23 protein-coding genes are annotated in these 22,372 nt (G+C 61.5%); 14 read left to right on the plus strand and 9 right to left on the minus strand.

Annotated features, from left to right (window positions below):
* Positions 1 to 12 precede the first annotated feature (12 nt).
* A complete protein-coding gene (gene tyrS, locus FN060_RS08365; RefSeq protein ID WP_142587653.1) occupies positions 13 to 1,269 on the plus strand; it encodes a tyrosine--tRNA ligase in 1,257 nt (418 codons plus the stop codon).
* A 59-nt stretch (positions 1,270 to 1,328) separates the two neighbouring features.
* Here the strand turns inward: tyrS and FN060_RS08370 are convergent, their stop codons facing one another.
* Positions 1,329 to 4,718: a YhdP family protein gene (locus FN060_RS08370; RefSeq protein WP_142587654.1), complete on the minus strand. Its 3,390-nt coding sequence runs from the start codon at positions 4,716 to 4,718 to the stop codon at positions 1,329 to 1,331.
* Positions 4,719 to 4,827: 109 nt separating this feature from the next.
* On the opposite strand from FN060_RS08370, the gene FN060_RS08375 reads away from it, so the two are divergent.
* From FN060_RS08375 to FN060_RS08390, 4 genes are all read left to right on the plus strand, one after another.
* Positions 4,828 to 5,295 (plus strand): peroxiredoxin, encoded by a 468-nt coding sequence (locus FN060_RS08375; protein ID WP_142587655.1) that lies wholly within the window; start codon positions 4,828 to 4,830, stop codon positions 5,293 to 5,295.
* A gap of 100 nt (positions 5,296 to 5,395) precedes the next feature.
* On the plus strand, positions 5,396 to 6,676 hold the full coding sequence (locus tag FN060_RS08380) for a M23 family metallopeptidase (protein WP_244665723.1): 1,281 nt from the start codon (positions 5,396 to 5,398) through the stop codon (positions 6,674 to 6,676).
* A 182-nt stretch (positions 6,677 to 6,858) separates the two neighbouring features.
* Positions 6,859 to 8,370: a DEAD/DEAH box helicase gene (locus FN060_RS08385; RefSeq protein ID WP_142587656.1), complete on the plus strand. Its 1,512-nt coding sequence runs from the start codon at positions 6,859 to 6,861 to the stop codon at positions 8,368 to 8,370.
* Positions 8,371 to 8,376: 6 nt separating this feature from the next.
* Positions 8,377 to 8,802, plus strand: a complete 426-nt coding sequence (locus FN060_RS08390) for an NUDIX domain-containing protein (protein ID WP_211181470.1) — start codon at positions 8,377 to 8,379, stop codon at positions 8,800 to 8,802.
* A gap of 1 nt (position 8,803) precedes the next feature.
* Here the strand turns inward: FN060_RS08390 and FN060_RS08395 are convergent, their stop codons facing one another.
* Genes FN060_RS08395 through FN060_RS08425 form a run of 7 tightly spaced genes read right to left on the minus strand, consistent with a single transcriptional unit; the run spans position 8,804 to position 14,502 of the window.
* Positions 8,804 to 9,133, minus strand: a complete 330-nt coding sequence (locus tag FN060_RS08395) for a TfoX/Sxy family protein (protein WP_142587657.1) — start codon at positions 9,131 to 9,133, stop codon at positions 8,804 to 8,806.
* Between the two features lie 3 nt (positions 9,134 to 9,136).
* The gene (locus FN060_RS08400; RefSeq protein WP_142587658.1) at positions 9,137 to 10,774 is read right to left on the minus strand and encodes an NTP transferase domain-containing protein; all 1,638 of its coding nucleotides are present in this window, start codon (positions 10,772 to 10,774) and stop codon (positions 9,137 to 9,139) included.
* Position 10,775: 1 nt separating this feature from the next.
* Entirely contained in the window at positions 10,776 to 11,471 is a 696-nt protein-coding gene (locus FN060_RS08405) for an XdhC family protein (protein ID WP_142587659.1), read from the minus strand.
* Positions 11,471 to 11,797: an XdhC family protein gene (locus FN060_RS08410; RefSeq protein WP_142587660.1), complete on the minus strand. Its 327-nt coding sequence runs from the start codon at positions 11,795 to 11,797 to the stop codon at positions 11,471 to 11,473. The genes FN060_RS08405 and FN060_RS08410 overlap by 1 nt, the downstream gene beginning before the upstream one ends.
* Positions 11,794 to 13,053, minus strand: a complete 1,260-nt coding sequence (locus tag FN060_RS08415) for a vWA domain-containing protein (protein ID WP_142587661.1) — start codon at positions 13,051 to 13,053, stop codon at positions 11,794 to 11,796. The genes FN060_RS08410 and FN060_RS08415 overlap by 4 nt, the downstream gene beginning before the upstream one ends.
* Positions 13,054 to 13,056: 3 nt before the next feature.
* Positions 13,057 to 13,986, minus strand: a complete 930-nt coding sequence (locus FN060_RS08420) for an AAA family ATPase (RefSeq protein WP_142587662.1) — start codon at positions 13,984 to 13,986, stop codon at positions 13,057 to 13,059.
* A 21-nt stretch (positions 13,987 to 14,007) separates the two neighbouring features.
* Positions 14,008 to 14,502 carry a flavin reductase gene (locus FN060_RS08425; RefSeq protein WP_342345181.1) on the minus strand — a complete coding sequence of 165 codons (495 nt, stop codon included), beginning with the start codon at positions 14,500 to 14,502 and terminating at the stop codon, positions 14,008 to 14,010.
* 165 nt (positions 14,503 to 14,667) lie between these two features.
* Here FN060_RS08425 and FN060_RS08430 point away from each other — a divergent pair, with 165 nt between their 5' ends.
* The 4 genes from FN060_RS08430 (at position 14,668) to FN060_RS08445 (ending at position 18,546) form a co-directional block, all read left to right on the plus strand.
* Entirely contained in the window at positions 14,668 to 15,738 is a 1,071-nt protein-coding gene (locus tag FN060_RS08430; protein WP_183949681.1) for a branched-chain amino acid ABC transporter substrate-binding protein, read from the plus strand.
* Positions 15,739 to 15,791: 53 nt separating this feature from the next.
* Positions 15,792 to 16,466 (plus strand): ribulose-phosphate 3-epimerase, encoded by a 675-nt coding sequence (rpe, locus tag FN060_RS08435; protein WP_142587665.1) that lies wholly within the window; start codon positions 15,792 to 15,794, stop codon positions 16,464 to 16,466.
* Positions 16,467 to 16,543: 77 nt separating this feature from the next.
* Entirely contained in the window at positions 16,544 to 17,851 is a 1,308-nt protein-coding gene (purB, locus tag FN060_RS08440) for an adenylosuccinate lyase (protein WP_142587666.1), read from the plus strand.
* 140 nt (positions 17,852 to 17,991) lie between these two features.
* Positions 17,992 to 18,546: an RBBP9/YdeN family alpha/beta hydrolase gene (locus FN060_RS08445; RefSeq protein WP_142587667.1), complete on the plus strand. Its 555-nt coding sequence runs from the start codon at positions 17,992 to 17,994 to the stop codon at positions 18,544 to 18,546.
* A gap of 61 nt (positions 18,547 to 18,607) precedes the next feature.
* Here FN060_RS08445 and FN060_RS08450 read toward each other — a convergent pair whose 3' ends face one another.
* Entirely contained in the window at positions 18,608 to 18,916 is a 309-nt protein-coding gene (locus FN060_RS08450; protein ID WP_142587668.1) for a DUF1476 domain-containing protein, read from the minus strand.
* Positions 18,917 to 19,261: 345 nt separating this feature from the next.
* On the opposite strand from FN060_RS08450, the gene purC reads away from it, so the two are divergent.
* The 5 genes from purC (at position 19,262) to FN060_RS08475 (ending at position 22,337) form a co-directional block, all read left to right on the plus strand.
* On the plus strand, positions 19,262 to 20,026 hold the full coding sequence (gene purC, locus FN060_RS08455) for a phosphoribosylaminoimidazolesuccinocarboxamide synthase (RefSeq protein ID WP_052638461.1): 765 nt from the start codon (positions 19,262 to 19,264) through the stop codon (positions 20,024 to 20,026).
* Positions 20,027 to 20,042: 16 nt separating this feature from the next.
* Positions 20,043 to 20,285: a phosphoribosylformylglycinamidine synthase subunit PurS gene (gene purS, locus FN060_RS08460; protein WP_142587669.1), complete on the plus strand. Its 243-nt coding sequence runs from the start codon at positions 20,043 to 20,045 to the stop codon at positions 20,283 to 20,285.
* A 158-nt stretch (positions 20,286 to 20,443) separates the two neighbouring features.
* Positions 20,444 to 21,115 (plus strand): phosphoribosylformylglycinamidine synthase subunit PurQ, encoded by a 672-nt coding sequence (gene purQ / locus FN060_RS08465; RefSeq protein WP_142587670.1) that lies wholly within the window; start codon positions 20,444 to 20,446, stop codon positions 21,113 to 21,115.
* 49 nt (positions 21,116 to 21,164) lie between these two features.
* Positions 21,165 to 21,563: a hypothetical protein gene (locus FN060_RS08470; protein WP_142587671.1), complete on the plus strand. Its 399-nt coding sequence runs from the start codon at positions 21,165 to 21,167 to the stop codon at positions 21,561 to 21,563.
* Between the two features lie 171 nt (positions 21,564 to 21,734).
* A complete protein-coding gene (locus FN060_RS08475) occupies positions 21,735 to 22,337 on the plus strand; it encodes an acyloxyacyl hydrolase (protein WP_244665784.1) in 603 nt (200 codons plus the stop codon).
* The last annotated feature ends 35 nt before the right edge of the window (positions 22,338 to 22,372 follow it).

Here is a 22,372-nt window from a genome sequence, read left to right on the forward strand (position 1 = left end):
TCAGAGAACGTCATGTCCAGCTTCAAGTCCGATTTCCTCCGCACCATGCATGAGCGCGGCTTCATCCATCAGGTTTCCGATGAAAGCGGCCTAGACGACCTGCTCGCGAAGGAGAGCGTGACGGCCTACATCGGCTTCGACCCGACCGCTCCAAGTCTGCATGCCGGCGGGCTCATCCAGATCATGATGCTGCACTGGCTACAGGCAACAGGTCACCAGCCCATCTCGCTTATGGGTGGCGGCACCGGCATGGTCGGCGATCCTTCCTTCAAGGAGGAAGCACGCCAGCTGATGACCATCGACACGATCGAGAGCAATATCGCGTCGATCAAGCGCGTGTTTTCCAACTACCTTGACTATGACCAGGGCCCCAAGGGCGGTGCCCTCATGGTGAACAATGCCGAATGGCTTCGCGAGCTGAACTACCTCGAGTTCCTGCGCGATGTCGGACGCCATTTCTCCGTCAACCGCATGTTGTCCTTCGACAGCGTGAAAACGCGCCTCGACCGAGAGCAGTCGCTGTCATTCCTAGAGTTCAACTACATGATCCTCCAGGCTTACGATTTCGTCGAACTTAACCAACGCTACGAATGCCGGCTGCAGATGGGCGGATCGGACCAGTGGGGCAACATCATCAACGGCATCGACCTCGGTCACCGGATGGGGACGCCGCAGCTCTACGCGCTGACCTCGCCGTTGCTGACCACCTCCTCGGGCGCGAAGATGGGCAAGTCCATTAACGGCGCGGTCTGGCTGAACCCCGACATGCTGTCCGCCTACGACTTCTGGCAGTACTGGCGCAATACGGAGGACGCCGATGTCGCTCGGTTCCTCAAGCTGTACACGACGCTGCCGATGGACGAAATCGCCAGACTTTCGGCGCTTGGCGGGACGGAAATCAACGAGGTCAAGAAGATCCTCGCAACTGAAATCACCGCCATGCTGCATGGTCGGCAGGCAGCCGAGGAGGCAGCCGAGACCGCCCGCAAGACCTTCGAGGAAGGCGCATTGGCCGAAAATCTGCCAACTGTGGAGATACCCACCGCCGAAATCGAAGCGAGCACAGGCCTCCTTGCGCTGATGGTACGGGCTGGCCTGGCGGCTTCGAACGGCGAAGCGCGCCGGCATGTGCAGGGCGGCGCGGTGAAGATCAACGACCGGCCGGTTGCTGACGAACGCACGATGATCGGCAGCTCCGATGTCACGGAAGCGGGCGTCATCAAGCTCTCGCTTGGCAAGAAGAAGCACATCCTCGTCCGCCCGGCCTGATCCGCAGGAGGCGGAGCATTGGATAGGGACCCGGCCCTCGCGCCGGGTCTTCTTCAGCTCTACTGGAATTCGAAGATCTGCCGGAAAATGCCCGGTGCGATGATCGACAGCGGATTGATCGTCAGTCGCGGCTCCGCGAATGGCCCCTCCAGCTTGAACGTGATCCCGATCAGGCCGCGGTCGCGCCCGTTCCCGAGGATGGCGCCGATGATCGGCAGCTCACCGAAAAGCCGGTTCAGGCCGTAGGCGGGCATGAACGTGCCGGTCAGATCAGTGTTGCCTGCGGCGTCACGTACCACGCCCTGGAAGCTGGCACCGATCTGCTCGCCACGGACGATCCCGTTTTCCACCGCCAGCACGCTGTCGCGGTAGACGATCCTCGCGAAACCACGCTGGAAGCGGGCGGAACTGATGTCGATATCACGCTTCACTGCGGCATTGAGGCTGCGCCCGTCCTTGCCGACCGGTGTCGAGACGAGGGACTGAAGCTTCGCTTCGTTCACCAGGCCAAAGTTGCGAATGTCGATCGAGCCGCTCCAGATCCGTCCTTCCTGCGCCCTCAGCGTGAGGTTCAACAGGCCACCGCGCATCCTGTTATAGAGGTCCGCGAAACGCGCGACGGCGCCCGCATCACCACTGGTCAGAGAGATCGTGTTCCCTTGCTGCATGCGGCTGACGACCGCTTCGCCAGTGCTCGTGACCGCCGAGAGATCAGCCGCCGAGACGGTCCCGCCAGCGGCGGAAAACAGCATCGATACGTTTCGGAGCCTCTCGTCGTTGAAGCCTATCGCCTGGTCGAGCTTCAGCTCCACCGTGACGTCCATGTCCGCGCCATCATCTGATTCGCCCGATGAGCGCAGCTGGCGAAGCACGGGCCGCATGTCGGCTGATGAACCGGTCACCGTCACATGCAGACCCCCACGTTGTCGCTTCACGCTGGCCGCGAAGTCGTCACTCGGCGACAGTCGCATCCTGGAAAACTGAGCCGTCTGTAGCGCGCCATCCTCCAGGGTCAGGCTTCCTTGCGCGCCAAACCCTTCCCCGCTCAGTTCGAAGTTCTCGATCCGGTCCGTTTCTCCGTCCTTCACGACATCGAATGTCGCCCGCGCCGGAATGCCACTTCCCTTGCTCCAGCCTATTCCAGGGACAGACAGCGTGGCGTTCGTCAGGTCAAGCTTGAGGCTCTGTCGATCATTGTCGAGCAGGCGCACTTCGGCCTTCATCGACCCATCGACGATGTCGTCGAGGCCCGGCGTCAACACGTCGCGCTGAGCGCTGTTGAGCGTTGCCGTGACCACCCGCTCCCTGGCCACCGTCGATCGCGTCCCGACAGGCTCAACCAGTGCGATCTCCGCCGGCACATCGTCGATGGCAGCCTTCGCCTCGAGGCGGGCCGCCTGGGGATCGACCTTAAGGACGCCGGATACGTCGCTGATTGATCGCCCGGAGAACTCCTGCGCAACGTTCACGTCTTTCAATTGAATTGCTGTATTCCATGTCGGCTCGGGTGGCTGGTGCTCAGAGATCAGCCCGAACCGAGCCGTCACTTTTGCACTTGCAGATCCTGAGAAGTCCTCCGGAGCGAAGTCGGTGTCCTTCAGCGCATTCAACGGCTGGAAATTTGCAAGCTCGGCGATCGCATCGGCGGCCCCCGAAACCTGAAGCGACAAGTCGCCCATCAAAGGCTTTGCATAGGTCGAAGGCAGCACAAAGCGCGAGTCGCGGACGGCGACTGACCTGCCTGAGGGAAAGTAGGAGGCGGCGGAAGCGATGTCGACGTTCATGACCTCGCCACGCAGGTCGAAACGACCTTCAACATCCCGGAGCGGCGGGATCTGGCCTGGCAGGTTCATTCGGGCGTCGTCAATGGCGAAGCTGATCTGCAATTCATCATCGTCCAGTTCCAGCGGATGACCCGGTCCTTTCATCCTTCCAGCAGGGATAAACACCGCCAGCGACCCGTTCGTGACCGTACCGCCGAACATGTTCTGGGTCGCCCATTCGCGCGCCTTGCGGGCCATCCAGAAGGGCCATAGCTGCTTCACCCCCGTGACCTGCATGCTCGGCAACCTCGCGCCGAAGCTGATCTCCGGCGACTCATCGCCAAAGCGGACCTTGAGTGACCCCGCCATGGTTCCCTGGGGACTCGATACCATCATGTCGTCGAACTGCAGTTCCCGCTCCACGGCAAGGTAGTGCCCCCCGGCGCGCAGATCGAAGGTCGTCGGTTCTTCGGCGGACCCTTCGGCAACTGCCCGCCCACCGCTGACCAGCAGATTGATACCGAAGCCGGGGCGGGTTTCCCCCGGCACAAGTCGATTGAGGTCGATGACGGCACCGACGAACGGGACGACTGTCGGCCCGAACCGGATTTCCGATTGGAGCAGTTCGAGTGAATGCTTCGAGAAGTCGTAGGCAGCATTGATCGCGCCGCCGGACAATTCCTGCTCTATTCCGTCGAAGTAGAAGAGCCCGGGCGAGTTTCGCACCGTGGCAGTGATCGCCGGAGGTGTGGATTCACGTGCCCGGACTGCCGAGAGATCGACGTCGACCGTGCCTTGCACGCCGTCACGTGCGGCGCCGTCATCCGCTCGTCTCAGCAGGAAGGGCGTGACCTCGAGCCGACTCAATGTCGCGGAGAGCGCGGAGGTAACTCCCTCCACCACCGAAGCGCGCGCAACCAGTTCGGCGGGCTGCCCATCAAGACGCACCTCTCCCGTCACCGCGATCTCACCGGGCTCGGAATATGCGAGATCCAGCTCATCGACCTGCAAGGTCAGCGGACTGCGCCCCGGGCCCGCAGGCAGCAGAACCTCGACACCAGATATCCTGATGGATCGGGTTCCGGTCCGCGCCATCAGACCTCTGGCCTCGTCCAGTCTCTGGAATGCCTGCTCCAGAAGGTCAGGCAGCTTGTCAACCCGCACCTGCGACAGCGCCATGGGATCACCGGAGGGCAATACCCCCGTATCCACATGGATTCCATCGGCCTCCATGTGCCTGATCGAAACACGACCGGCCAGCAGTGCCAGCGGATCGATGGCCATGCGCATCGCCGCAGTTCTGGTGAGGCGCGCGCCGGTCGCCTGCTCGATGATATCCACGTCCCGCGCCTCGATCGCCAGGCGGAAGTCGGAATCGAATCGGATCGCGGCTGACCCGACCGAGGCCGCATAGCGAGGGCCTATCGCATCGTTCAGAGCGTTCGTAGCTCGGGCAGAGAGCGTGCCGTCGACGATCCCACCCTCGATGGCGAAAATGGAACTGCCGATTGCCGTGAGAACGAGCATTGCCAAGAGAACCAGCGTCCGGCCGATCCGGCGCACTCGCGATCGGGGCGGCGGACAGTGGACGATGATGGCATCCTCCGCCTGGGCGGATGGAAGGCGATCGAGCGGCGTTATGTCCTTCTTGTTGAAGCTGACCTTTTCGCCCCGGATTTCCGACATCAGAGAGTATGCCTACCTTCTTGCCGGTGACTGATCTGTTTTCCGGTCAAACTAGTATACACGAACGAGCGCCTGATGATTCATAATGCTGGCAAAAGAAAGGACGATCATGACGAAGCCGAGTATCGGCGACCATGCCCCAGATTTCACCTTGCCGCGTGACGGCGGCGGCACGATCTCCCTTCGCGACTTTCGGGGTCGGAACGTCGTCCTCTACTTCTACCCGAAGGATGACACTGCCGGCTGCACGGCGGAGGCGGTTGCCTTCACCGCCCTTCTCCCTGAATTCGAGGCGGCCAATGCGGCGATAATTGGCGTTTCGCCCGATTCGGCCACGAGGCATGACAAGTTCGTGGCCAAGCATGGCCTGCGGGTCATCCTCGCTTCCGACGAGGACAACAGGACGTCAGAGGCCTATGGCGTCTGGGTGCAGAAAAGCATGTATGGGCGCAACTATATGGGCGTCGAGCGCGCCACGTTCCTCATAGGCGAGGATGGCCGCATCCGCGCCGTCTGGCCCAAGGTAAAGGTCGCGGGTCATGCGGAGGAGGTGCTCAATGCGCTCGAGGGAAACTGAGCCGGAGGCTCTCCTCCGGCGCACAATCAACGGTCCATTAACCTTAACCGGGTGTAATCGCGCCATCGGATGACCTTGGGTCGGATGGTGGGGCAGCGTCTTGGTAGTTTCCGGAAACAGAAAAGCATTTGGTCGCAAGAAGGTCGAGCACGTCTTGATCCTTGCCAGTGGCGAAAAGGTCCGCCACGTGACCATTCGGCCTTGGATGACTGCATTCGGCGCAGTCTTCCTTGCCGTCTTTACGCTCGGCTACCTGGCGGCGACCGGATACCTCGTCCTCCGGGACGACCTCATCGACGCGACGCTGGCACGGCAGAATCGCATGCAGCGCGATTACGAGGATCGCATATCCGTCCTCAGGGCACAGCTCGACCGGGTCACCTCCCGGCAAATGATGGACCAGCAGCTGATCGATCAGAAGGTGGAGAAGCTCCTGGAGCAGCAGAACGCGCTATTCTCCCGGCACGGAAAGCTCGGCGATCTTTTCGATCGGGCAGCGGAGGTCGGACTTACGACGCCGCCGGTCTCCGTCAAACGTGCCGAAGATGAGCGCGAAGCATCTCTCACGGAAGCAAGTGACGCGATCCTCGCGCTTCTCGGCAAAGACGAGACTACTCTCCTCGACAATGTTCCCACGCTTGCCTATGCACCCTTGCGCGAAGGGCGTTCGGAACAGGCGGATCGGATGTTCGCCGACATGTCGCAGTCGCTGCAGCTCCTCGAACAGAACCAGTTGGACAGCATAGAGGCGCTGACCGTCGACGCATCCGAAACTGCATCCCAAATCGCCAGAATCATGAAGCGGACCGGCATCGACGTGGATGCCCTTATGAACGATGGCGACACGGGATTGGGCGGGCCCTTCGTCGAACCGGAGCCCCTTAGCGATCCATTCGAGACTTCGATCGAGGAACTCGACGCCGCCCTGAACCGGCTGGAGACCCTTCGCGGCACAGCCCTCGCCCTGCCCTACGGCAATCCGGCCCCCGGAAAGTCGATCACCAGTCGCTACGGCAATCGCATAGACCCGTTCCTCGGGCAACTCGCCTTTCATGCAGGAATCGATTTCCAGGCGTCGACCGGCGCAAAGGTCGTCAGCACCGGTGCCGGCACAGTGATCGCAGCCGAATATTCGGGCGGTTACGGAAATCTGGTCGAGATCGACCACGGCCACGGTATCACCACGCGCTTCGGCCATCTTTCCAAGCTGCTCGTCAAGAAGGGCGACCGGGTTTCCGCGGGAGACGTGATCGGCCGTGCCGGAACCACCGGCCGATCCACCGGACCCCACGTTCATTACGAGGTTCGGCGAAACGGTCAGGCCGTAGACCCCGTGCACTTTCTCAATGCGGGCATGAAGTTGACCAGCTATCTTAACTGACAGGATTTCAGTTTCGCCCTTGGCTGCATCTTAAGCACGCGCATTCACCACGCTTGCAGCAAACCTCCCGTGTTTCCTTGACTTTCCGGTCTTTTACCCTTATTTCGCCGCCAGATGTTGGGCACGCGCTGTGCGCCGACCAGTGTGTTCTATGAAGAACCGGAACGGAAACAGATTTCCCTTTGACTACATTTGCTGATCTTGGCCTGAGCCAGAAAGTCCTCTCTGCCGTCACCGACGCCGGCTATACCACACCGACGCCAATTCAGCTGGGTGCGATTCCGCACGCGCTGCAGCGCCGTGATATCTGCGGCATCGCTCAAACAGGAACGGGAAAGACGGCGTCGTTCGTCCTGCCCATGCTGACCCTTCTGGAGAAGGGCCGCGCCCGCGCCCGGATGCCGCGCACGCTCATCCTGGAGCCGACCCGCGAACTCGCGGCCCAGGTCGCGGAGAACTTCGAGAAGTACGGCAAGAACCACAAGCTCAACGTAGCCCTGCTGATCGGCGGCGTCTCCTTTGAGGAGCAGAACCGCAAGCTCGAACGGGGTGCGGACGTGCTGATTTGCACACCTGGCCGGCTGCTCGACCACTGCGAGCGCGGCAAGCTGCTCATGACCGGAGTGGAAATTCTCGTCATCGACGAAGCTGACCGTATGCTCGACATGGGCTTTATTCCGGATATTGAGCGGATCGCTAAGATGATCCCGTTCACGCGCCAGACCCTGTTCTTCTCAGCTACCATGCCGCCGGAGATCCAGAAGCTTGCCGACCGTTTCCTGCAGAATCCGGAACGTGTCGAAGTCTCGCTGCCCTCTTCGACAGCAACTACCGTAACTCAGCGCCTCGTCGCCGCCCACAACAAGGACTACGAGAAGCGCGCTACCTTGCGCGATCTCATCAAGGAACAGGAAGACCTGAAGAACGCCATCATCTTCTGCAATCGCAAGAAGGACGTGGCTGACCTGTTCCGCTCGCTAGAGCGTCACGGCTTCTCTGTCGGCGCCCTGCACGGCGATATGGATCAGCGTTCGCGCACAACCATGCTGCAGAGCTTCCGCGACGGCGAAATACAGTTGCTGGTTGCCTCTGACGTCGCAGCGCGAGGACTTGACCTTCCGGATGTTGGCCACGTGTTCAACTTCGATGTGCCGATCCATGCCGAAGATTATGTGCATCGCATCGGTCGCACCGGCCGGGCGGGCCGATCCGGCAAAGCCTTCACGCTGGTGACACGATCGGATGCCAAGTATCTCGATGCGATCGAGAAACTGATAGACAAGAAGATCGAATGGTTGAGTGGCGACCTTTCGGAACTGCCCGCGCCGATGGAAAGCCATGACAGCGACCGTGGTCGCAAGGGCCGCGGCCAGGCAAAGGATCGCAGTCGCGACAAGGATCGCGGACGTGGCAAGCGCAGCGAATCGGCGGCGAAGTCGGAGCCGACCGCAGAGATAGAAACAGTTGAAGAGGTTGCAGTGGAAGCGAGCCAGGAGCAGAACGGACCAGAGCGCCGGAACGAGAGAAGGTCGCAGCCGACAGCTCGGGCAAGCCGTCCCAACCCTGCCAATGACGACAGCCGTGATCGCCGCTCTCGCCATCGCCGCGACCATGACGACGGTCCGACACCTATCGGCTTCGGTGACGATATCCCCGCCTTCATGCTGATCGTCGCCAACGCCGGCAAGGCCTGAACCATCGTGGCATCCGCAAGACCCGGCATTGATTTCCCGGGGGTTGGTACTGGCCTCGTGATCCTCAATGGTGAAGGCAAGGTTTTGCTTTGCCGCAGGCTGCGTGCGCCTGAAGCGGGCCACTGGAACATCGTTGGCGGCAAGGTGGATCCGATGGAGCCTGCTGCGGTGGCCGCACGCCGGGAGGCCGAAGAAGAAACGGGCCTGCAGATCGGCAGCGTCGAACCGCTTTGCATCACCGAGCAGATCATCGAGGCGGATCGCCAGCACTGGGTCTCGCTGATCTACGTGACGCGGGACTTCTCGGGCGAAGAGCGCCTGACGGAGCCGGACAAGCTCTCCGAGATTGGATGGTTCGATCCCGCCGAGCCACCATCCCCCCTCTCTGTCTTCGCCTCGGAAGCCTTTGCGGCGCTCAGGTCGCGCGCCTGAACTAGGTCGGGCTTTGGGCCCGCAACGCCGCCTCGTAAGCCAGACGCAGCCACTTTTGTAGAATATCCGGATCATCGAGAGCTTCGTCGGGAATGGTCCAGTAGGGCATGGCTGCCGGTTTCCCCTTCTTGCCTTCGTATGTCCACTGCCGAGCGCCGGCGGCACGGAATTCCGCGGCACTCGTGGCATCCGCCTTCAGGAGGAGTTCGCTATCGGACAATTCGAGGGCGATGATCAGCCCCTGGTGATAGATGCCCTTGCCGCCGAACATGCGCTTGATCGTGACGGGTCCCAATGGCTCGAACATTTCCTCGATGGCATCATTATTCATCGTTCAGTCCCCGAGGATGCCTCCTGCTGCGACGACGGCTTCCGGAGTATCGACGTCGATATGCGCAGCGCGGCCGATGTCGATGTCGATGATGGGAAGGCCGCAGTTTTCCACGATCGAACGGGCGCCGACATCCCCCTGGAGCTTCCGCACGGCCTCGAAGGTCGCGTGCGGAAGTATGATCGGATTGCCTCGCTTACCGTCATGGACAGCGCGGACGACAGCCTGTCCTCCGGCGTTTCGAAAGGCTTCCACCATCCGTGAAATATGCGTCACCGTCACCGCCGGCATGTCGGCCAGCATCACAAGGACGCCATCGCAACTGCTGACACCGTGGGACGACAAGCCCGTCACCAGCGAACTCGCCATGCCAGATGCATAGTACGGATTGAAGACGGTCTTCACGTCCACGCCTGCAAGCGTCGCCTCGATTTTCTCGTGCCGGTGACCGGTCACCGCGACGACCGGCCTCAGCCCGGCTGCGAGCAGCGTTTCGGCACTTCGTCGCACCAGCGGCACACCCCCGAAGGACGCCAGCAGCTTGTGCGGCCCACCCTCGCCCATGCGCCGCGCCTGTCCAGCCGCCAGTAGCAATGCCCCAACGGTCACCGCCTCGCCTTCCGTCGACTGCACCGCATCGCGCGGCCTCGGCCGTTCGGGTATCTCCATCAGCAGCCCACCTACCCCCATACCGGTAATGTCGAAGGAAGTTGGTCTTTCTCCGGCCAGGATCCGGTTCAGTATCCAATCGAACCCGTTTTCCTTCGGCGACCGGGCGCAACCGGGAGCTCCTATGACCGGGATGTCCCCGATCGCTCCGAGGACCAGGAGGTTGCCGGGATCCACCGGCATTCCCACCTGCTCTACCCTCCCACCTGATGCACGAATCGCGGCGGGAATGACATCGTCCGGATCCGCCACGGCGGAGGCGCCGAAGATCACGATAAGGTCGGGCTGTTCTCCGCCCGACGCCGCCACATCCACAAGCGCGGCAGCGACTTCCCCGGTATCATGGGCGACGCGTTCCTCCCGGTAAACACTGCTTCGCGAGGGTTCCAGTCGTTGCGCCAGAAGACGGGCCGTACGATCCATGACGGACGGTTTCAACGTCGGGAGAGCCGTGGCAATCAACGCCACCCGATGCGGACGGTAAGGCCTGAACGAGAAGGCGGTCGATCCCCGGACCAACTGAGCGGCGGCCTCGACCTTGGAAGACGCGACGGCGAGCGGGATGATCTTAACCGTCGCCACCATGGCGCCCGCCGTGACCGGAGAGTGGTCAGCGATCGTGGCAAGCGTGATGCCAGGATCAATCCGGTTGAGCGAGTCGACGGTGGTGCGATCGGCAATGAAGAGGCCGTTCTCCGTCGCATAGATGTTCACGCGGCCGGTCGTTGCTTCGGACCGACGTGTATGGGGGGTGTCGAGCGCTTGCGCGACTGCCCTAGCGGCATCGTCTTCGAGCATGTCGCCCGGCTCGAGGCGACACACCGTGACGTTCTCGATGCCGCCCTTTTCTATGGCCTCGATATGATCGGGCGTCAGGATCGTTCCCTTGGGTATCCGCCCACCCGCCAGCCGGAGGCTGTGGGCGAGGATGCATCCTTCGGCACTTTCTGTGGGAACCGGTCCGAACTGCACGCTAGGCTCCGGGGACGAGGTTGCGCTGGCGGAAGGCCTGGACGATCTGCGCCAGGATGGCCACGGCTATCTCGGAGGGGTTTGCCGCGCCGATATCGATTCCGATCGGCGCAGCAATCCTTCCAATCTGTTCCTCGGTCAGCCCCTGTCGCCGCAGGCGATCTACCCGCTGGGCGTGGGTCTTGCGGCTCCCGAGCGCGCCCACGTAGAAACACTTGTGCTTCAACGCCTCCGCGAGCGGAAAATCGTCGATCTTGGGATCATGCGTCACCGCCGCAAGGGCGGTATAGGCATCGAGCGGTCGCGTCGCCAGAACGTCCTCCGGCCACTCCGCCACGAGGTCCACGCCGGCGAAACGCTCATCCGTCGCGAATGCCGTACGTGGATCGATGATCGTCACATCGTAACCGGCCACGGGCGCGATAAGGCACAGGGCTTGGCTGATATGCACCGCCCCGATGACGACTATCCGCGGCGGTGGCAGGTAGACATTTAGGAAAAGTTCTCGCCCCGCAACATCCACAATGCTGCTTCGGCCACTGCGAAAGGCAGCCGAGACCGCCTCTCCCAATGACCCGGCTACCGGCTGCCCCTCTAGGATGACCTGCTCACCCTGGCCATCGAGGTCGGTCACGAGGATGGCTGCCTCCCGGCCCCGTCGTGCGACATTCAGAGCATGAAGCGATTCGATTCGCATCAACCGAGCCTTTCGACATGGATCCGGATCGTTCCTCCGCAGGACAGACCAACGCGCCAGGCCGTCTCGTCGGCGACACCGAATTCCAGCATCTTCGGATGGCCGGTCGCGATGACCTCCTGCGCCTCGCCGATGACTGCGCCCTCCACGCATCCGCCGGAAACGGAGCCTTCGAAGTTGCCTTCACCGTCGACGGTCAGATGGCTTCCGGCGGGACGTGGTGCGGAGCCCCAGGTCTGGATGACCGTGGCGACGGCAACCGAACGACCTTCCGCATGCCATCGTTCGGCCGTGACGAGTGGATCAAGCGGTTGAAGGTCGCTCATGCTGTAGCTCCTGAAGACAGGAAACGGCGCGGATCGCCGCTTCTGGAAATATCCCCACTCAGCGCCTGCGCAAGATCGGCGACCGATTGGAGGTTATGGACAGGGCGCAACTCGTCGACATGAGGCAGGATCGCCCTCACCCCTCGCGCCCGTGCCTCGAACCCGTCGAAGCGGAGCAGCGGGTTGAGCCACACCAGCCGACGACATGACCGATGCAGGCGATCCGCCTCCCGTTCCAGTTCCTCTATGCCTTCCCGCTCCAGACCGTCGGTAATGAGCAGGACCACGGCTCCCTGGCCGAGCACGCGCCGCGACCAGAGCCGATTGAATTCCCCCAGCGTCGCCCCGATGCGTGTGCCTCCCGACCAGTCGGGAACCGCATCGGCGCACGCGTTGACGGCCTCGTCCGGATCGCGCCTGCGCAGATACCGCGTCACGTTCGTCAGCCTGGTGCCGAAGAGGAAGATGTGTACCCGCTGTCGCCGCTCCGAGAGAGCATGGAGAAAGTGCAGGAAGACCCGCGTGTACTGGCTCATGGAGCCCGATATGTCGGCTAACACGACCAGGGGTGGAGGCAACTTCCTGCGTCGGCGGTAGCGTGGCAGGATGAGTCCTCCGCCGCTGCGCATCGCGTACCGCATGGTGGCGCGCGGATCGATGCGGCTGGCCGAGGCCGCGGGCTCGAACCGCCGTGTCGGGTATTCGCTGAACGGCGTCACGAGCCGGGCGATTTCGCGTCGCGCCATGGCAAGCTCGGCAGCCGACATCTGCGCGAAGTCCATCCGCTTCAGCATCTCGCGACTTGACGAGGTGAGCCGCGCATCGACATCGACCTCGGGGATTTCCTTACTTGCCTTTGAGTTGGTTGGAGACGGGGTCAGTGCATCGGCAACCCGGCTGTGACCGGCCTTCGGCCTGCCCTTCTCACGATTGTCGTCAGCCTTCGGCGACATGAGCGCGATCATCTTCCCGACCAGATCGCGCGAGCGCCAGAAGAGTTCGAAAGCCTCGTCGAAGACCGGCTGGTCTTCGCGCCGTCGGACGAATACTGCAGATAATGCAGCGTGGAATTCATCCCGAGAACCCAAGCCGATAGCCTCGATGGCATTGATCGCATCTGCGGCATCACCCGGCCCGGTCTTGAGCCCCGCCCGCCTCAGCACCCGCGAGAAATGGACGACGTTGTCCGCCAACTTTCCGCTGCCGGAGTGCCGGCTTGCAGTTTTACCCTGATGTTGTTCTACCGACGCCTGCATGCTTCATCCCGCCGCGAGAAGCTCTGCCTTCACATCCGAAAGCAACCGCTTGCCCTCGTCTCCCTGGATGCGGGCGATATCGTCCTGGTACTTCAACAATGTGCCGAGGGTATCGGAGATCGTCTCGGGATCCAGCGCAAGCTTGTCCAGTTCCGTCAGTGCCGTTGCCCAGTCGATGGTCTCCGCGACACCCGGGTTCTTGAAGAGATCCAGGCTGCGCAGCCGCTGGACGTAGCCGACTAGCTGCCGCGACAGTGCATCCGCGCACCCCGCAACCTTGCGCCGAACGATTTCCAGCTCCTGTGCTGCGTCGGGATAGTCCACCCAGTGATAGAGGCAGCGGCGCTTGAGAGCATCGTGAATCTCGCGTGTCCGATTGGTGGTGATGATCACGATCGGCGGTTCGGCGGCCTTGATCGTGCCGAGCTCGGGAATCGTCACCTGGAAGTCCGACAGAACCTCCAGCAGGAACGCCTCGAACGCCTCGTCGGTCCGGTCGAGTTCGTCGATAAGGAAGACCGGTGCGGCCATGCCCGGCTGTCCGAGCGCCTGCAGTACAGGGCGCCGAATCAGGTGCTTTTCGGCAAAGATATCCATTTCGAGCCGCTCGCGATCGCGGGCACCTGCCGCCTCCGACAGGCGTATCTCCAGCATCTGGGCGGGATAGTTCCACTCGTAGACGGCTGATGCAACGTCGAGACCCTCGTAGCATTGCAGGCGGATCAACGGCCGGTCCAGTGCCGCGGCAAGGGTCTTGGCAACCTCCGTCTTTCCGACGCCGGCTTCGCCTTCCAGGAAAAGGGGTCGCTTCATCCGCAAGGCGAGGAAAACGACCGTCGCAAGCCTCCGCTCAGCAAGGTAGTCATGAGCCTCGAGCAGGGCGATGGTTTCGTCGATCGAGGCTGGTAGGGGCGCTCTGCCGTCTTGCGTCATGTCTCCTCCTGAAGACACAGTCTAGAGCGTGCGGAAGCCCCGGTCCAGATAGATCAGCGCCGGACTGCGCGGGCCGAAATGCATGGCTAGGACCTCGCCGAACATGACGAAATGCGTCGAGGCGGGACGGATTTCGGTGACACGGCAGTCGAAGGCAACAATCGCGTCCGAGAGCACCGGCGCCCCCGTCTCAAGGGTTTCCCATTCCCCCAAGGCGAAACGATCCGCGACGGAGCCTCCGGCAAGCCCGGCGAATCCGGTTGCCAGTTGCTCGTGGTGCGCAGCCAGCGAATTGAGAGTGAATACGCCGCTTTCCGCAAAGATCTCGTTGCCAGGGTTGCTTGCGTTGAGGCAGACGAGGAGAGTCGGCGGATTGTCCGAGACAGAGCAGGCTGCCGTGACCGTCACCCCTCGCCTGACACCCTGATGTTCGGTCGTGACCACCTGGACGTGTCCAGCGTAGAGTGCCATCCCGTTCCGATAGGTCGCGGGATCAAGCTGCTGCTGTCGTGTCAAATGCTTCTCCGAAGACTGCGAGCGTTCAGCGTCCGCCCGATATGGCGTTCTCTTCCCGCCTTGTCTACGGCTATCCGCACCCCGCGTTGCGCCTGCATCCCGCAAATTGCTTTGATCCTCAGCCTCGGGCAGCTAAATGTCTTGGAAAGAAGGAATGGGAATAGCATGCGCATCCGCCCCACCAGCATGATTGCCGCCGCGGCATTTCTTGTGCCGTTTCTGGCCGAAGCGGAGACGATCGCGATCGTCGCGCCCCAAACGGGGGCATATGCGATGCTCGGCGGCCAGATCCTTCAAGGTGCGCGCGCAGCCGCTGAAGCAACCGGGCATACGGCGCTCGCGCTGGACGAGCCCTGCGAGGCAGACACGCATACCGATCTCGTGGCCCAGATGCGCGAAGCGAACGCGGTGGCAGCGGTCGGCTTCCTCTGCACCGAAACCTTATCCACGCTCATGCCCGCACTTGCCGAGGCCGGGATCCCCGCGCTGACTGTCGCTGTGCGATCCGACATCCTTATGGAAGATGCACTTAGGGAACAATGGCCGCTCTTTCGAATGGCGCCAGGCGAGGATGACGAGGCCCAGGCGATTTCGCAAGCGGTACTGGAGCGATGGAAGGCGGAGCCGGTTGCCATCATAGACGATGGCACGATCTACGGCCGGGAATTGGCCAGTGCCATCCGCGAAACAATTGAGCAGGGTGGCATCTCACCGGTTTTCGTCGACACCTACCGGCCGGGCCAGGAGCAGCAGGTTGCCCTTGTTCGCAGGCTTTCAAAGGCCGGAGCAACCCATCTTATTGTTGGCGGAGACAGGAACGACGTATCGGTGATAGCCCGCGACGCAGAGGTCGAAGGCATTCCGCTGACGATCCTTGCCGGCGATACCATGCGCGCGGCGAACCGTCCGGTTCCGATGCGGGAAGGCGTCCTGACCGCCGCCCTGCCCGACTACTCCCAACTTCCCTCCGCCTCAGACGTCACGGCCTCGCTGCAGTCGGCGAACCTGGAGCCGGACGGCTATACGCTTCCTGCCTATGCGGCTGTGCAAATCGTGGCAGCAGCGCTGTCTGGGGAGCAGTCCCAGAGTCTCGCCGCACGGCTTGTCGACAGAGAATTCGGCACGGTGCTCGGACCCGTCGAATTCGATGCCGGTCAGCAACTTGTCCAGAATCCATTTCGGCTGCAGCAGTGGCAAAGCGGCCGTTTCGTCACGGTCTCCCCGCTGACGGAATGATTGTTCCTAAGCGGCGGCGGTGATACAGGGCCTCGGAACAGCTGGAGACACCCATGACCACCCTGCCCATCCGTATCGCCCCGTCCATCCTCGCCGCAGATTTCGCAAAGCTTGGACAGGAGGTGCGTGACGTCGTGGAGGCAGGCGCGGACTGGATCCACCTGGACGTCATGGACGGTCACTTCGTGCCGAACATTTCCTATGGTCCCGATGTGATCAAGGCTCTTCGTCCGCATACCAAGGCGTTCTTCGACTGTCACCTGATGATCACGCCGGCCGATCCCTTCCTCGAATCCTTCGCCAAGGCCGGCTGCGACGGCATTACCGTCCACGCCGAATCCGGTCCGCATTTGCACCGGTCGCTGCAGACGATACGGTCCCTCGGGAAGAAGGTCGGAGTTACACTCAACCCGGCCACGCCGCTATCCGTGCTGGAAAACGTCCTCGACGATATCGACCTCATCCTGATTATGAGCGTCAATCCAGGCTTTGGCGGACAGAAGTTCATTCCCGCCATGGTCCAGAAGACCCGGGCTGCCAAGGCCATGATCGGCCACCGGCCGATCGAGTTGCAGCTGGATGGTGGCATCACGCCGGACACGATCGGCGCAGTGGCGGTAGCCGGTGCCAATGTCTTCGTCGCGGGTTCTGCAGTCTTCCAGGGCAACAGCGTCGAGAGCTACCGGGAACGCATCGAGGCTCTGCGGACCGCCGCCCGCACGGTCTGACGCACCCGAGATTGAGCTTCAGGCCGGTTCTTGCTAAAGCGGCCCCACCCCCTACTGTCGATGGAAGGCCTCTGCCCATGATCCCCCGCTATTCCCGCCCCGACATGGTCGCGATCTGGTCGCCCGAGACGAAGTTCCGCATCTGGTTCGAGATCGAGGCGCATGCCTGCGATGCCCTGGCGGCGATCGGGGTCATCCCCAAGTCTGCTGCGGAAACCATCTGGGAGAAGGGTGGCGCCGCAACCTTCGACGTTGATCGGATCGACGAAATCGAGGCGGTGACGAAGCATGATGTTATCGCGTTCCTGACCCATCTGGCGGAATTCGTGGGGCCGGACAGCCGCTTCATCCACCAGGGAATGACATCTTCCGACGTGCTCGACACCTGCTTCAACATCCAGCTCGTCCGCGCCACCGACCTGCTGCTGGCGGGTATGGACAAGTTGCTCGAAGCGCTGAAGCGGCGCGCCTTTGAACACAAGGACACGGTGACCATAGGACGAAGCCACGGAATTCACGCCGAGCCCACCACCTTCGGCGTGAAGCTGGCCCAGGCATATGCCGAGTTCGACCGCAACAAGACCCGGCTGATGGCCGCGCGGGAGGAAATCGCAACCTGTGCGATCTCCGGCGCCGTCGGCACTTTCGCCAATATCGACCCGCGAGTTGAGGAACACGTAGCAGCGGCGATGGGACTGAAGGCGGAGCCGGTTTCCACCCAAGTTATCCCGCGCGACCGCCATGCCATGTATTTTTCGACGCTTGCAGTGATCGCCTCGTCGATCGAGCGTCTCTCCATCGAGATCCGCCACCTGCAGCGAACTGAGGTCCTGGAGGTCGAGGAGTATTTCTCGCCTGGCCAGAAGGGTTCCTCCGCCATGCCGCACAAGCGGAACCCGGTGCTGACGGAGAATCTGACGGGATTGGCGCGAATGGTCCGTTCCTATGCCATGCCAGCCATGGAGAACGTCGCACTCTGGCACGAGCGCGATATTTCGCACTCGTCGGTCGAGCGAATGATCGGCCCCGATGCCACGGTAACCTTGGACTTCGCGCTGGCACGCCTGACCAGCGTCATCGACAAGCTGTTGGTCTACCCGGACAACATGATCAACAATATGAACAAGTTCCGCGGACTAGTTCATTCACAGCGTGTGCTTCTGGCGCTGACGCAGGCCGGTGTGTCGCGTGAAGACGCCTATCGCCTGGTACAGCGCAACGCCATGAAGGTCTGGGAACAGGGCAAGGACTTCCTGGAGGAACTGCTGGCCGACGAAGAAGTCCGGGCGGCACTCTCAGAGGAAGATATCCGCGAGAAGTTCGATCTCGGCTATCACACCAAGCATGTCGACACCATTTTCCGCCGTGTGTTCGGAGAGGCGTAATCGCCGGCCACTACGGGCTATGAGAGACTGCCTGCGTATCCGTGTCAGCGTCCGGCATTGGCGCCTGGAGCGGCCGTATTGCGCCCCGTCAGGCTCTGGCCCTTGACTTCAGCGCTTCGGTTTCTCAAATCGGCGCCATCATGAAAGCATCAGAAGCCGAAATTCTCATCATCCCTGGTTACACCAATTCCGGGCCTGATCACTGGCAGAGCCGTTGGGAGACCAAGCTTTCCACCGCGCGCCGGGTTGACCAGGCGGAATGGTCAAAGCCGGTACGCGAGGACTGGGTGGCGAAGGTTGCCGAAGAGGTCAACGCGGCCACGCTGCCAGTGGTCCTCGTCGCCCATTCTCTCGGCATCCCCTCGGCGGTCCACGCGATCCCACTGTTCAGGAAGCAGGTTGTCGGCGCCTTCTTCGTAGCGCCGCCCGAGGTAGACAATCCTGCCGTGCGTCCCCGGCACCTGATGAGCTTTGGCCCATATCCGCGCGATCCCTTACCCTTCCCGACGGTGACCATCGCCAGCCGCAACGACCCGTTCGGCTCTTACGAACACGCTGACGACATCGCTGCCGCTTGGGGATCGTTGCTGATCGACGCCGGAGAATCGGGACATATCAACGCGGAGAGCGGACATGGCCCATGGCCCGAAGGCACCATGGTCTTCGCCCAGTTCCTGTCTCGCCTGAAGGCCTGACCCGCACGAAAAAGCCGCGTCGGCGACCGACGCGGCTCGTGCAGATAGACTCGGGCTAAGTTTACTGCTTCACCTCGGCAACGGCGTCCTGAAGATAAGCGAACATCTTCTGGCGGATGTCTTCGTCGGAGATCGACACGCCGGCGGCATCGAAATCGGCGCGCAGCTTACGGAAGACGTCCTCTTCTCCAGCCTCCTGGAAATCCGCCTCGACGACCTCCTGTGCATAGACGCCGGCATCGCGCCCCAGAAGTTCGGCCGCCCAGCGGCCGACGAGCTTGTTTCGCCGCACGACGGCCTTGAACTTCTGCTCTTCGTCGAGCGCAAACTTGTTCTCGAATGCGCGTTCGCGGTCTTTCATGCTGGTCATGACTTAACTCCCCGTAATCGGTTCTCGTAGGTCCATAAATCAAAAGCGTTCCCAAAGTGCAATGCGGTTTGTCAAAGCACATCCTGCCCTGTCGAGTGCCGAAATAATGTCGGACTCCGCCTCTAGCAATTGCTCATGCCTAGTTCGTTCGGCAGAGCGCCACAGGGATGGTCTTCTCGGCCCCGATACACCGCGCAATACTGCTGAGGAAGCTAGCTTGGCAACATGTCCGGGCTCAAGGACCACGAAGAAATCGCATCATTGTGATTCTCGATCTTTTCCGTTATGGGACCGCTCAACCACCTTTCACTGCGCCACGAGGCGCCAACAATGAGACAATAAGAAATGAACCGTCGCCGCCGTATATACGAAGGCAAGGCCAAGATTCTGTACGAGGGTCCCGAGCCCGGCACGCTGATCCAGTTCTTCAAGGACGACGCCACTGCCTTCAACAAGAAGAAGCACGACGTCATCGACGGCAAGGGCGTGCTGAACAACCGCATCTCGGAATACGTCTTCACCCATCTCAACAAGATCGGCATTCCGACGCACTTCATCCGCCGCCTCAACATGCGCGAGCAACTCATCAAGGAAGTGGAGATGATCCCGCTCGAGGTGGTGGTGCGCAATGTCGCCGCCGGCTCCCTTTCCACGCGCCTAGGAATCGAAGAGGGCACCGTCCTTCCGCGTTCGATCATCGAATTCTACTACAAGTCCGACGCGCTCAACGATCCCATGGTCTCGGAAGAGCACATCACCGCGTTCGGCTGGGCAAATCCGGCTGAACTCGACGATATCATGGCTCTGGCCATTCGCGTGAACGACTTCCTCAGCGGCCTTTTCCTCGGCGTTGGAATCCAGCTGGTCGACTTCAAGATCGAATGCGGCCGCCTCTACGAAGGCGACATGATGCGCATCATCCTGGCCGACGAAATCTCTCCCGACAGCTGCCGTCTGTGGGACATCGAGACCAAGGAGAAGATGGACAAGGATCGCTTCCGCCGCGACATGGGCGGGCTGGTTGAAGCCTATTCCGAAGTCGCGCGCCGCCTTGGCATCATCAACGAAAACGAACCGATCCGCGGCACCGGCCCGGTTCTCGTGAAGTAACGGACGGGGGACGACAGTGATCAAGGCACGGGTTACGGTTACGTTGAAGAACGGTGTACTCGATCCGCAGGGCAAGGCCATCGAGGGCGCGCTTTCCAGCCTCGGCTTTCAGGATGTCGGTCATGTCCGTCAAGGCAAGGTGTTTGACATCGAGCTCGAAGGCACCGATCGCGCCGCGGCTGAGGCGAACCTCAAGGATATGTGCGACAGGCTGCTGGCGAACACGGTGATCGAGAATTATACTATCGCTCTCGACTGACGGCTGAGGCGTCGGTTCGTGATACATTTGGCAGTGCTTGGCAGACGCGGTACAATGATCGCGATTGAGCTGGGCATTCCCGACCGCTACAAGACGGGGTCAAACAGTCTGGAGTGGCGTGAACTCCAGGAAACCCAATCGAGGTTCGAGCCGCACCCATGAAATCAGCTGTCGTCCAACTCCCCGGTCTCAACCGTGATCGCGATATGATCGATGCTCTGACCAAGATCTCCGGTCAGGCACCTGTCACCGTATGGCAAACGGAGACCAGCATTCCGGATGTCGACCTTATCGTGATCCCAGGTGGTTTCTCCTACGGCGATTACCTCCGTTGCGGAGCGATCGCTGCCCGCATGCCCGTCATGCAGGCCATTCGGGAGAAAGCAGACAAGGGCGTCAAGGTCCTGGGAGTCTGCAACGGTTTCCAGATTCTCGTCGAGGCGGGCCTCCTTCCAGGCGCGCTGATGCGCAACACATCGCTGCGCTTCGTCTGCAAGGAAGTCCTTCTCGAGGTCGTGAATGCCGACACTGCCTTCACACGTGCCTATGAAGAGGGCCAGGTCATTCGCTGCCCGGTAGCCCACCACGACGGCAACTACTTCGTCGATGAACAGACGCTGGCGTCCATGCAGGACAACCGGCAGATCGTGTTCAGATACGCCGCCGGCACCAACCCAAACGGCTCGCTCAGCGATATCGCCGGTGTCATCAACACGGCAGGCAATGTTCTCGGCATGATGCCGCATCCGGAGAACCTGATCGAAGCGGCTCATGGCGGGCTTGATGGGCGGGGCATCTTCGCATCCGCCCTGGATGTGATTGCAGCCTGATACAACACAGGCCAGCGATGGACACTCTCCCCGTCAACAAGGAAATCCGATGCATCTTCATCCTGCGATCCGCGTCGCATCGCTGTCGGCAACCGTCGCACTCGCCCTCACCTCCTGCCAGTCGGATCGTTCGCCGCCATCTTCTCCGGACCGTGCAGCGCTACCGACCATGGAACGTGTCGCCGTCAATGCAAATCGCTGCTGGTTCAAGTCTGGTGATTCCACGTTTCAGCCCTATCGGCTCGCACCAGAGCTGAACTCCTTCTCCGGCCGACCTCGAATTCTTGCCGTTCCTAGCAAGAGTCCCGAATCAAGGCCCGTGCTCGTAGTCCAGGCCGAAGGCAGCCCCGCCCGCCTCGATGCGTTTGGGCCGCTGATGGACGGCGCGTCGGGAGATCGGATCAGACGAGACGTTCTCAAATGGGCAAGCGGGACGTCCGGCTGCTGAGCTTCGCCGTAGCCAAAATGTCACGTGCCGCCGTCGCCGACCCGAGATTGTGCGATAAAAACTGATAGCTGTTGCACGAGGTCATGTTGCCAGCTTATGGTCTCGCCGAATCTGTGGTCGAAGTGTGGCGTCATCGTGACCGCGGATCGGATCGGGAGCCTTTAGACAGTGATGCACAAACTTTATGCCTTAGCGGTGATTGCCGTACTTTTGCCGACCGGTGCGTTTGCAGCAGACCTTTCGGCGCCGGAAGCTCCCATTGCCATGGCGGCTCCGGTAAATGAGACCGGCGGAATTTTCGACGAGGCGCGCTTCGGGATCCTGACAGGCGTCGACAATTCCGACGTCAACGAGGAGGATGGCGCCTTCGTGACCGGCATGCTTTTCTTCGATCCATGGGGCCACATGGAAGCGGCTGGATGGGACCGGCTTCTACGGCCACGCATTCACGTCGGCGGTTCGATCGCCACAGAGGGAGAAGCTAACCAGGTCTATGCAGGTTTTTCCTGGACGGCGAATGTTACCGACCGTTTTTTCCTGGAGCTCGGCTTCGGCGGAACACTGCATGACGGTGATCTCGACATTGGCGAGGGTGGAGACGGTCCCAAGCTTGGATGCCGCGCCTTGTTCCACGAGTATGTGGCTGCCGGTTTCAATGTGACCGACAGATGGAGCGTCATCGCCCATCTCGAGCATTCGTCCCATGCGAATCTCTGTGATGGCCCCAACAATGGCCTCTCCCGAGGTGGCGTCATGGTCGGCTACACGTTCTAGATCCAGCCCATTTCGATGCCAGCAAAAGCAGGGCG

The sequence above is a fragment of the Pseudorhizobium halotolerans genome, assembly GCF_902153235.2.
Lineage (GTDB): Bacteria > Pseudomonadota > Alphaproteobacteria > Rhizobiales > Rhizobiaceae > Neorhizobium > Neorhizobium flavum.

What these genes read in the sequence shown, in the direction of transcription:
- tyrS (WP_142587653.1), top strand. Translation starts at nt 13, where the DNA reads ATGTCCAGCTTCAAGTCCGATTTCCTCCGCACCATGCATGAGCGCGGC.
- FN060_RS08370 (WP_142587654.1), bottom strand. Translation starts at nt 4,718, where the DNA reads ATGTCGGAAATCCGGGGCGAAAAGGTCAGCTTCAACAAGAAGGACATA.
- FN060_RS08375 (WP_142587655.1), top strand. Translation starts at nt 4,828, where the DNA reads ATGACGAAGCCGAGTATCGGCGACCATGCCCCAGATTTCACCTTGCCG.
- FN060_RS08395 (WP_142587657.1), bottom strand. Translation starts at nt 9,133, where the DNA reads ATGAATAATGATGCCATCGAGGAAATGTTCGAGCCATTGGGACCCGTC.
- FN060_RS08405 (WP_142587659.1), bottom strand. Translation starts at nt 11,471, where the DNA reads ATGCGAATCGAATCGCTTCATGCTCTGAATGTCGCACGACGGGGCCGG.
- FN060_RS08410 (WP_142587660.1), bottom strand. Translation starts at nt 11,797, where the DNA reads ATGAGCGACCTTCAACCGCTTGATCCACTCGTCACGGCCGAACGATGG.
- FN060_RS08415 (WP_142587661.1), bottom strand. Translation starts at nt 13,053, where the DNA reads ATGCAGGCGTCGGTAGAACAACATCAGGGTAAAACTGCAAGCCGGCAC.
- FN060_RS08420 (WP_142587662.1), bottom strand. Translation starts at nt 13,986, where the DNA reads ATGACGCAAGACGGCAGAGCGCCCCTACCAGCCTCGATCGACGAAACC.
- FN060_RS08430 (WP_183949681.1), top strand. Translation starts at nt 14,668, where the DNA reads ATGCGCATCCGCCCCACCAGCATGATTGCCGCCGCGGCATTTCTTGTG.
- rpe (WP_142587665.1), top strand. Translation starts at nt 15,792, where the DNA reads ATGACCACCCTGCCCATCCGTATCGCCCCGTCCATCCTCGCCGCAGAT.
- purB (WP_142587666.1), top strand. Translation starts at nt 16,544, where the DNA reads ATGATCCCCCGCTATTCCCGCCCCGACATGGTCGCGATCTGGTCGCCC.
- FN060_RS08445 (WP_142587667.1), top strand. Translation starts at nt 17,992, where the DNA reads ATGAAAGCATCAGAAGCCGAAATTCTCATCATCCCTGGTTACACCAAT.
- FN060_RS08450 (WP_142587668.1), bottom strand. Translation starts at nt 18,916, where the DNA reads ATGACCAGCATGAAAGACCGCGAACGCGCATTCGAGAACAAGTTTGCG.
- purC (WP_052638461.1), top strand. Translation starts at nt 19,262, where the DNA reads ATGAACCGTCGCCGCCGTATATACGAAGGCAAGGCCAAGATTCTGTAC.
- purQ (WP_142587670.1), top strand. Translation starts at nt 20,444, where the DNA reads ATGAAATCAGCTGTCGTCCAACTCCCCGGTCTCAACCGTGATCGCGAT.
- FN060_RS08470 (WP_142587671.1), top strand. Translation starts at nt 21,165, where the DNA reads ATGCATCTTCATCCTGCGATCCGCGTCGCATCGCTGTCGGCAACCGTC.
- FN060_RS08475 (WP_244665784.1), top strand. Translation starts at nt 21,735, where the DNA reads ATGCACAAACTTTATGCCTTAGCGGTGATTGCCGTACTTTTGCCGACC.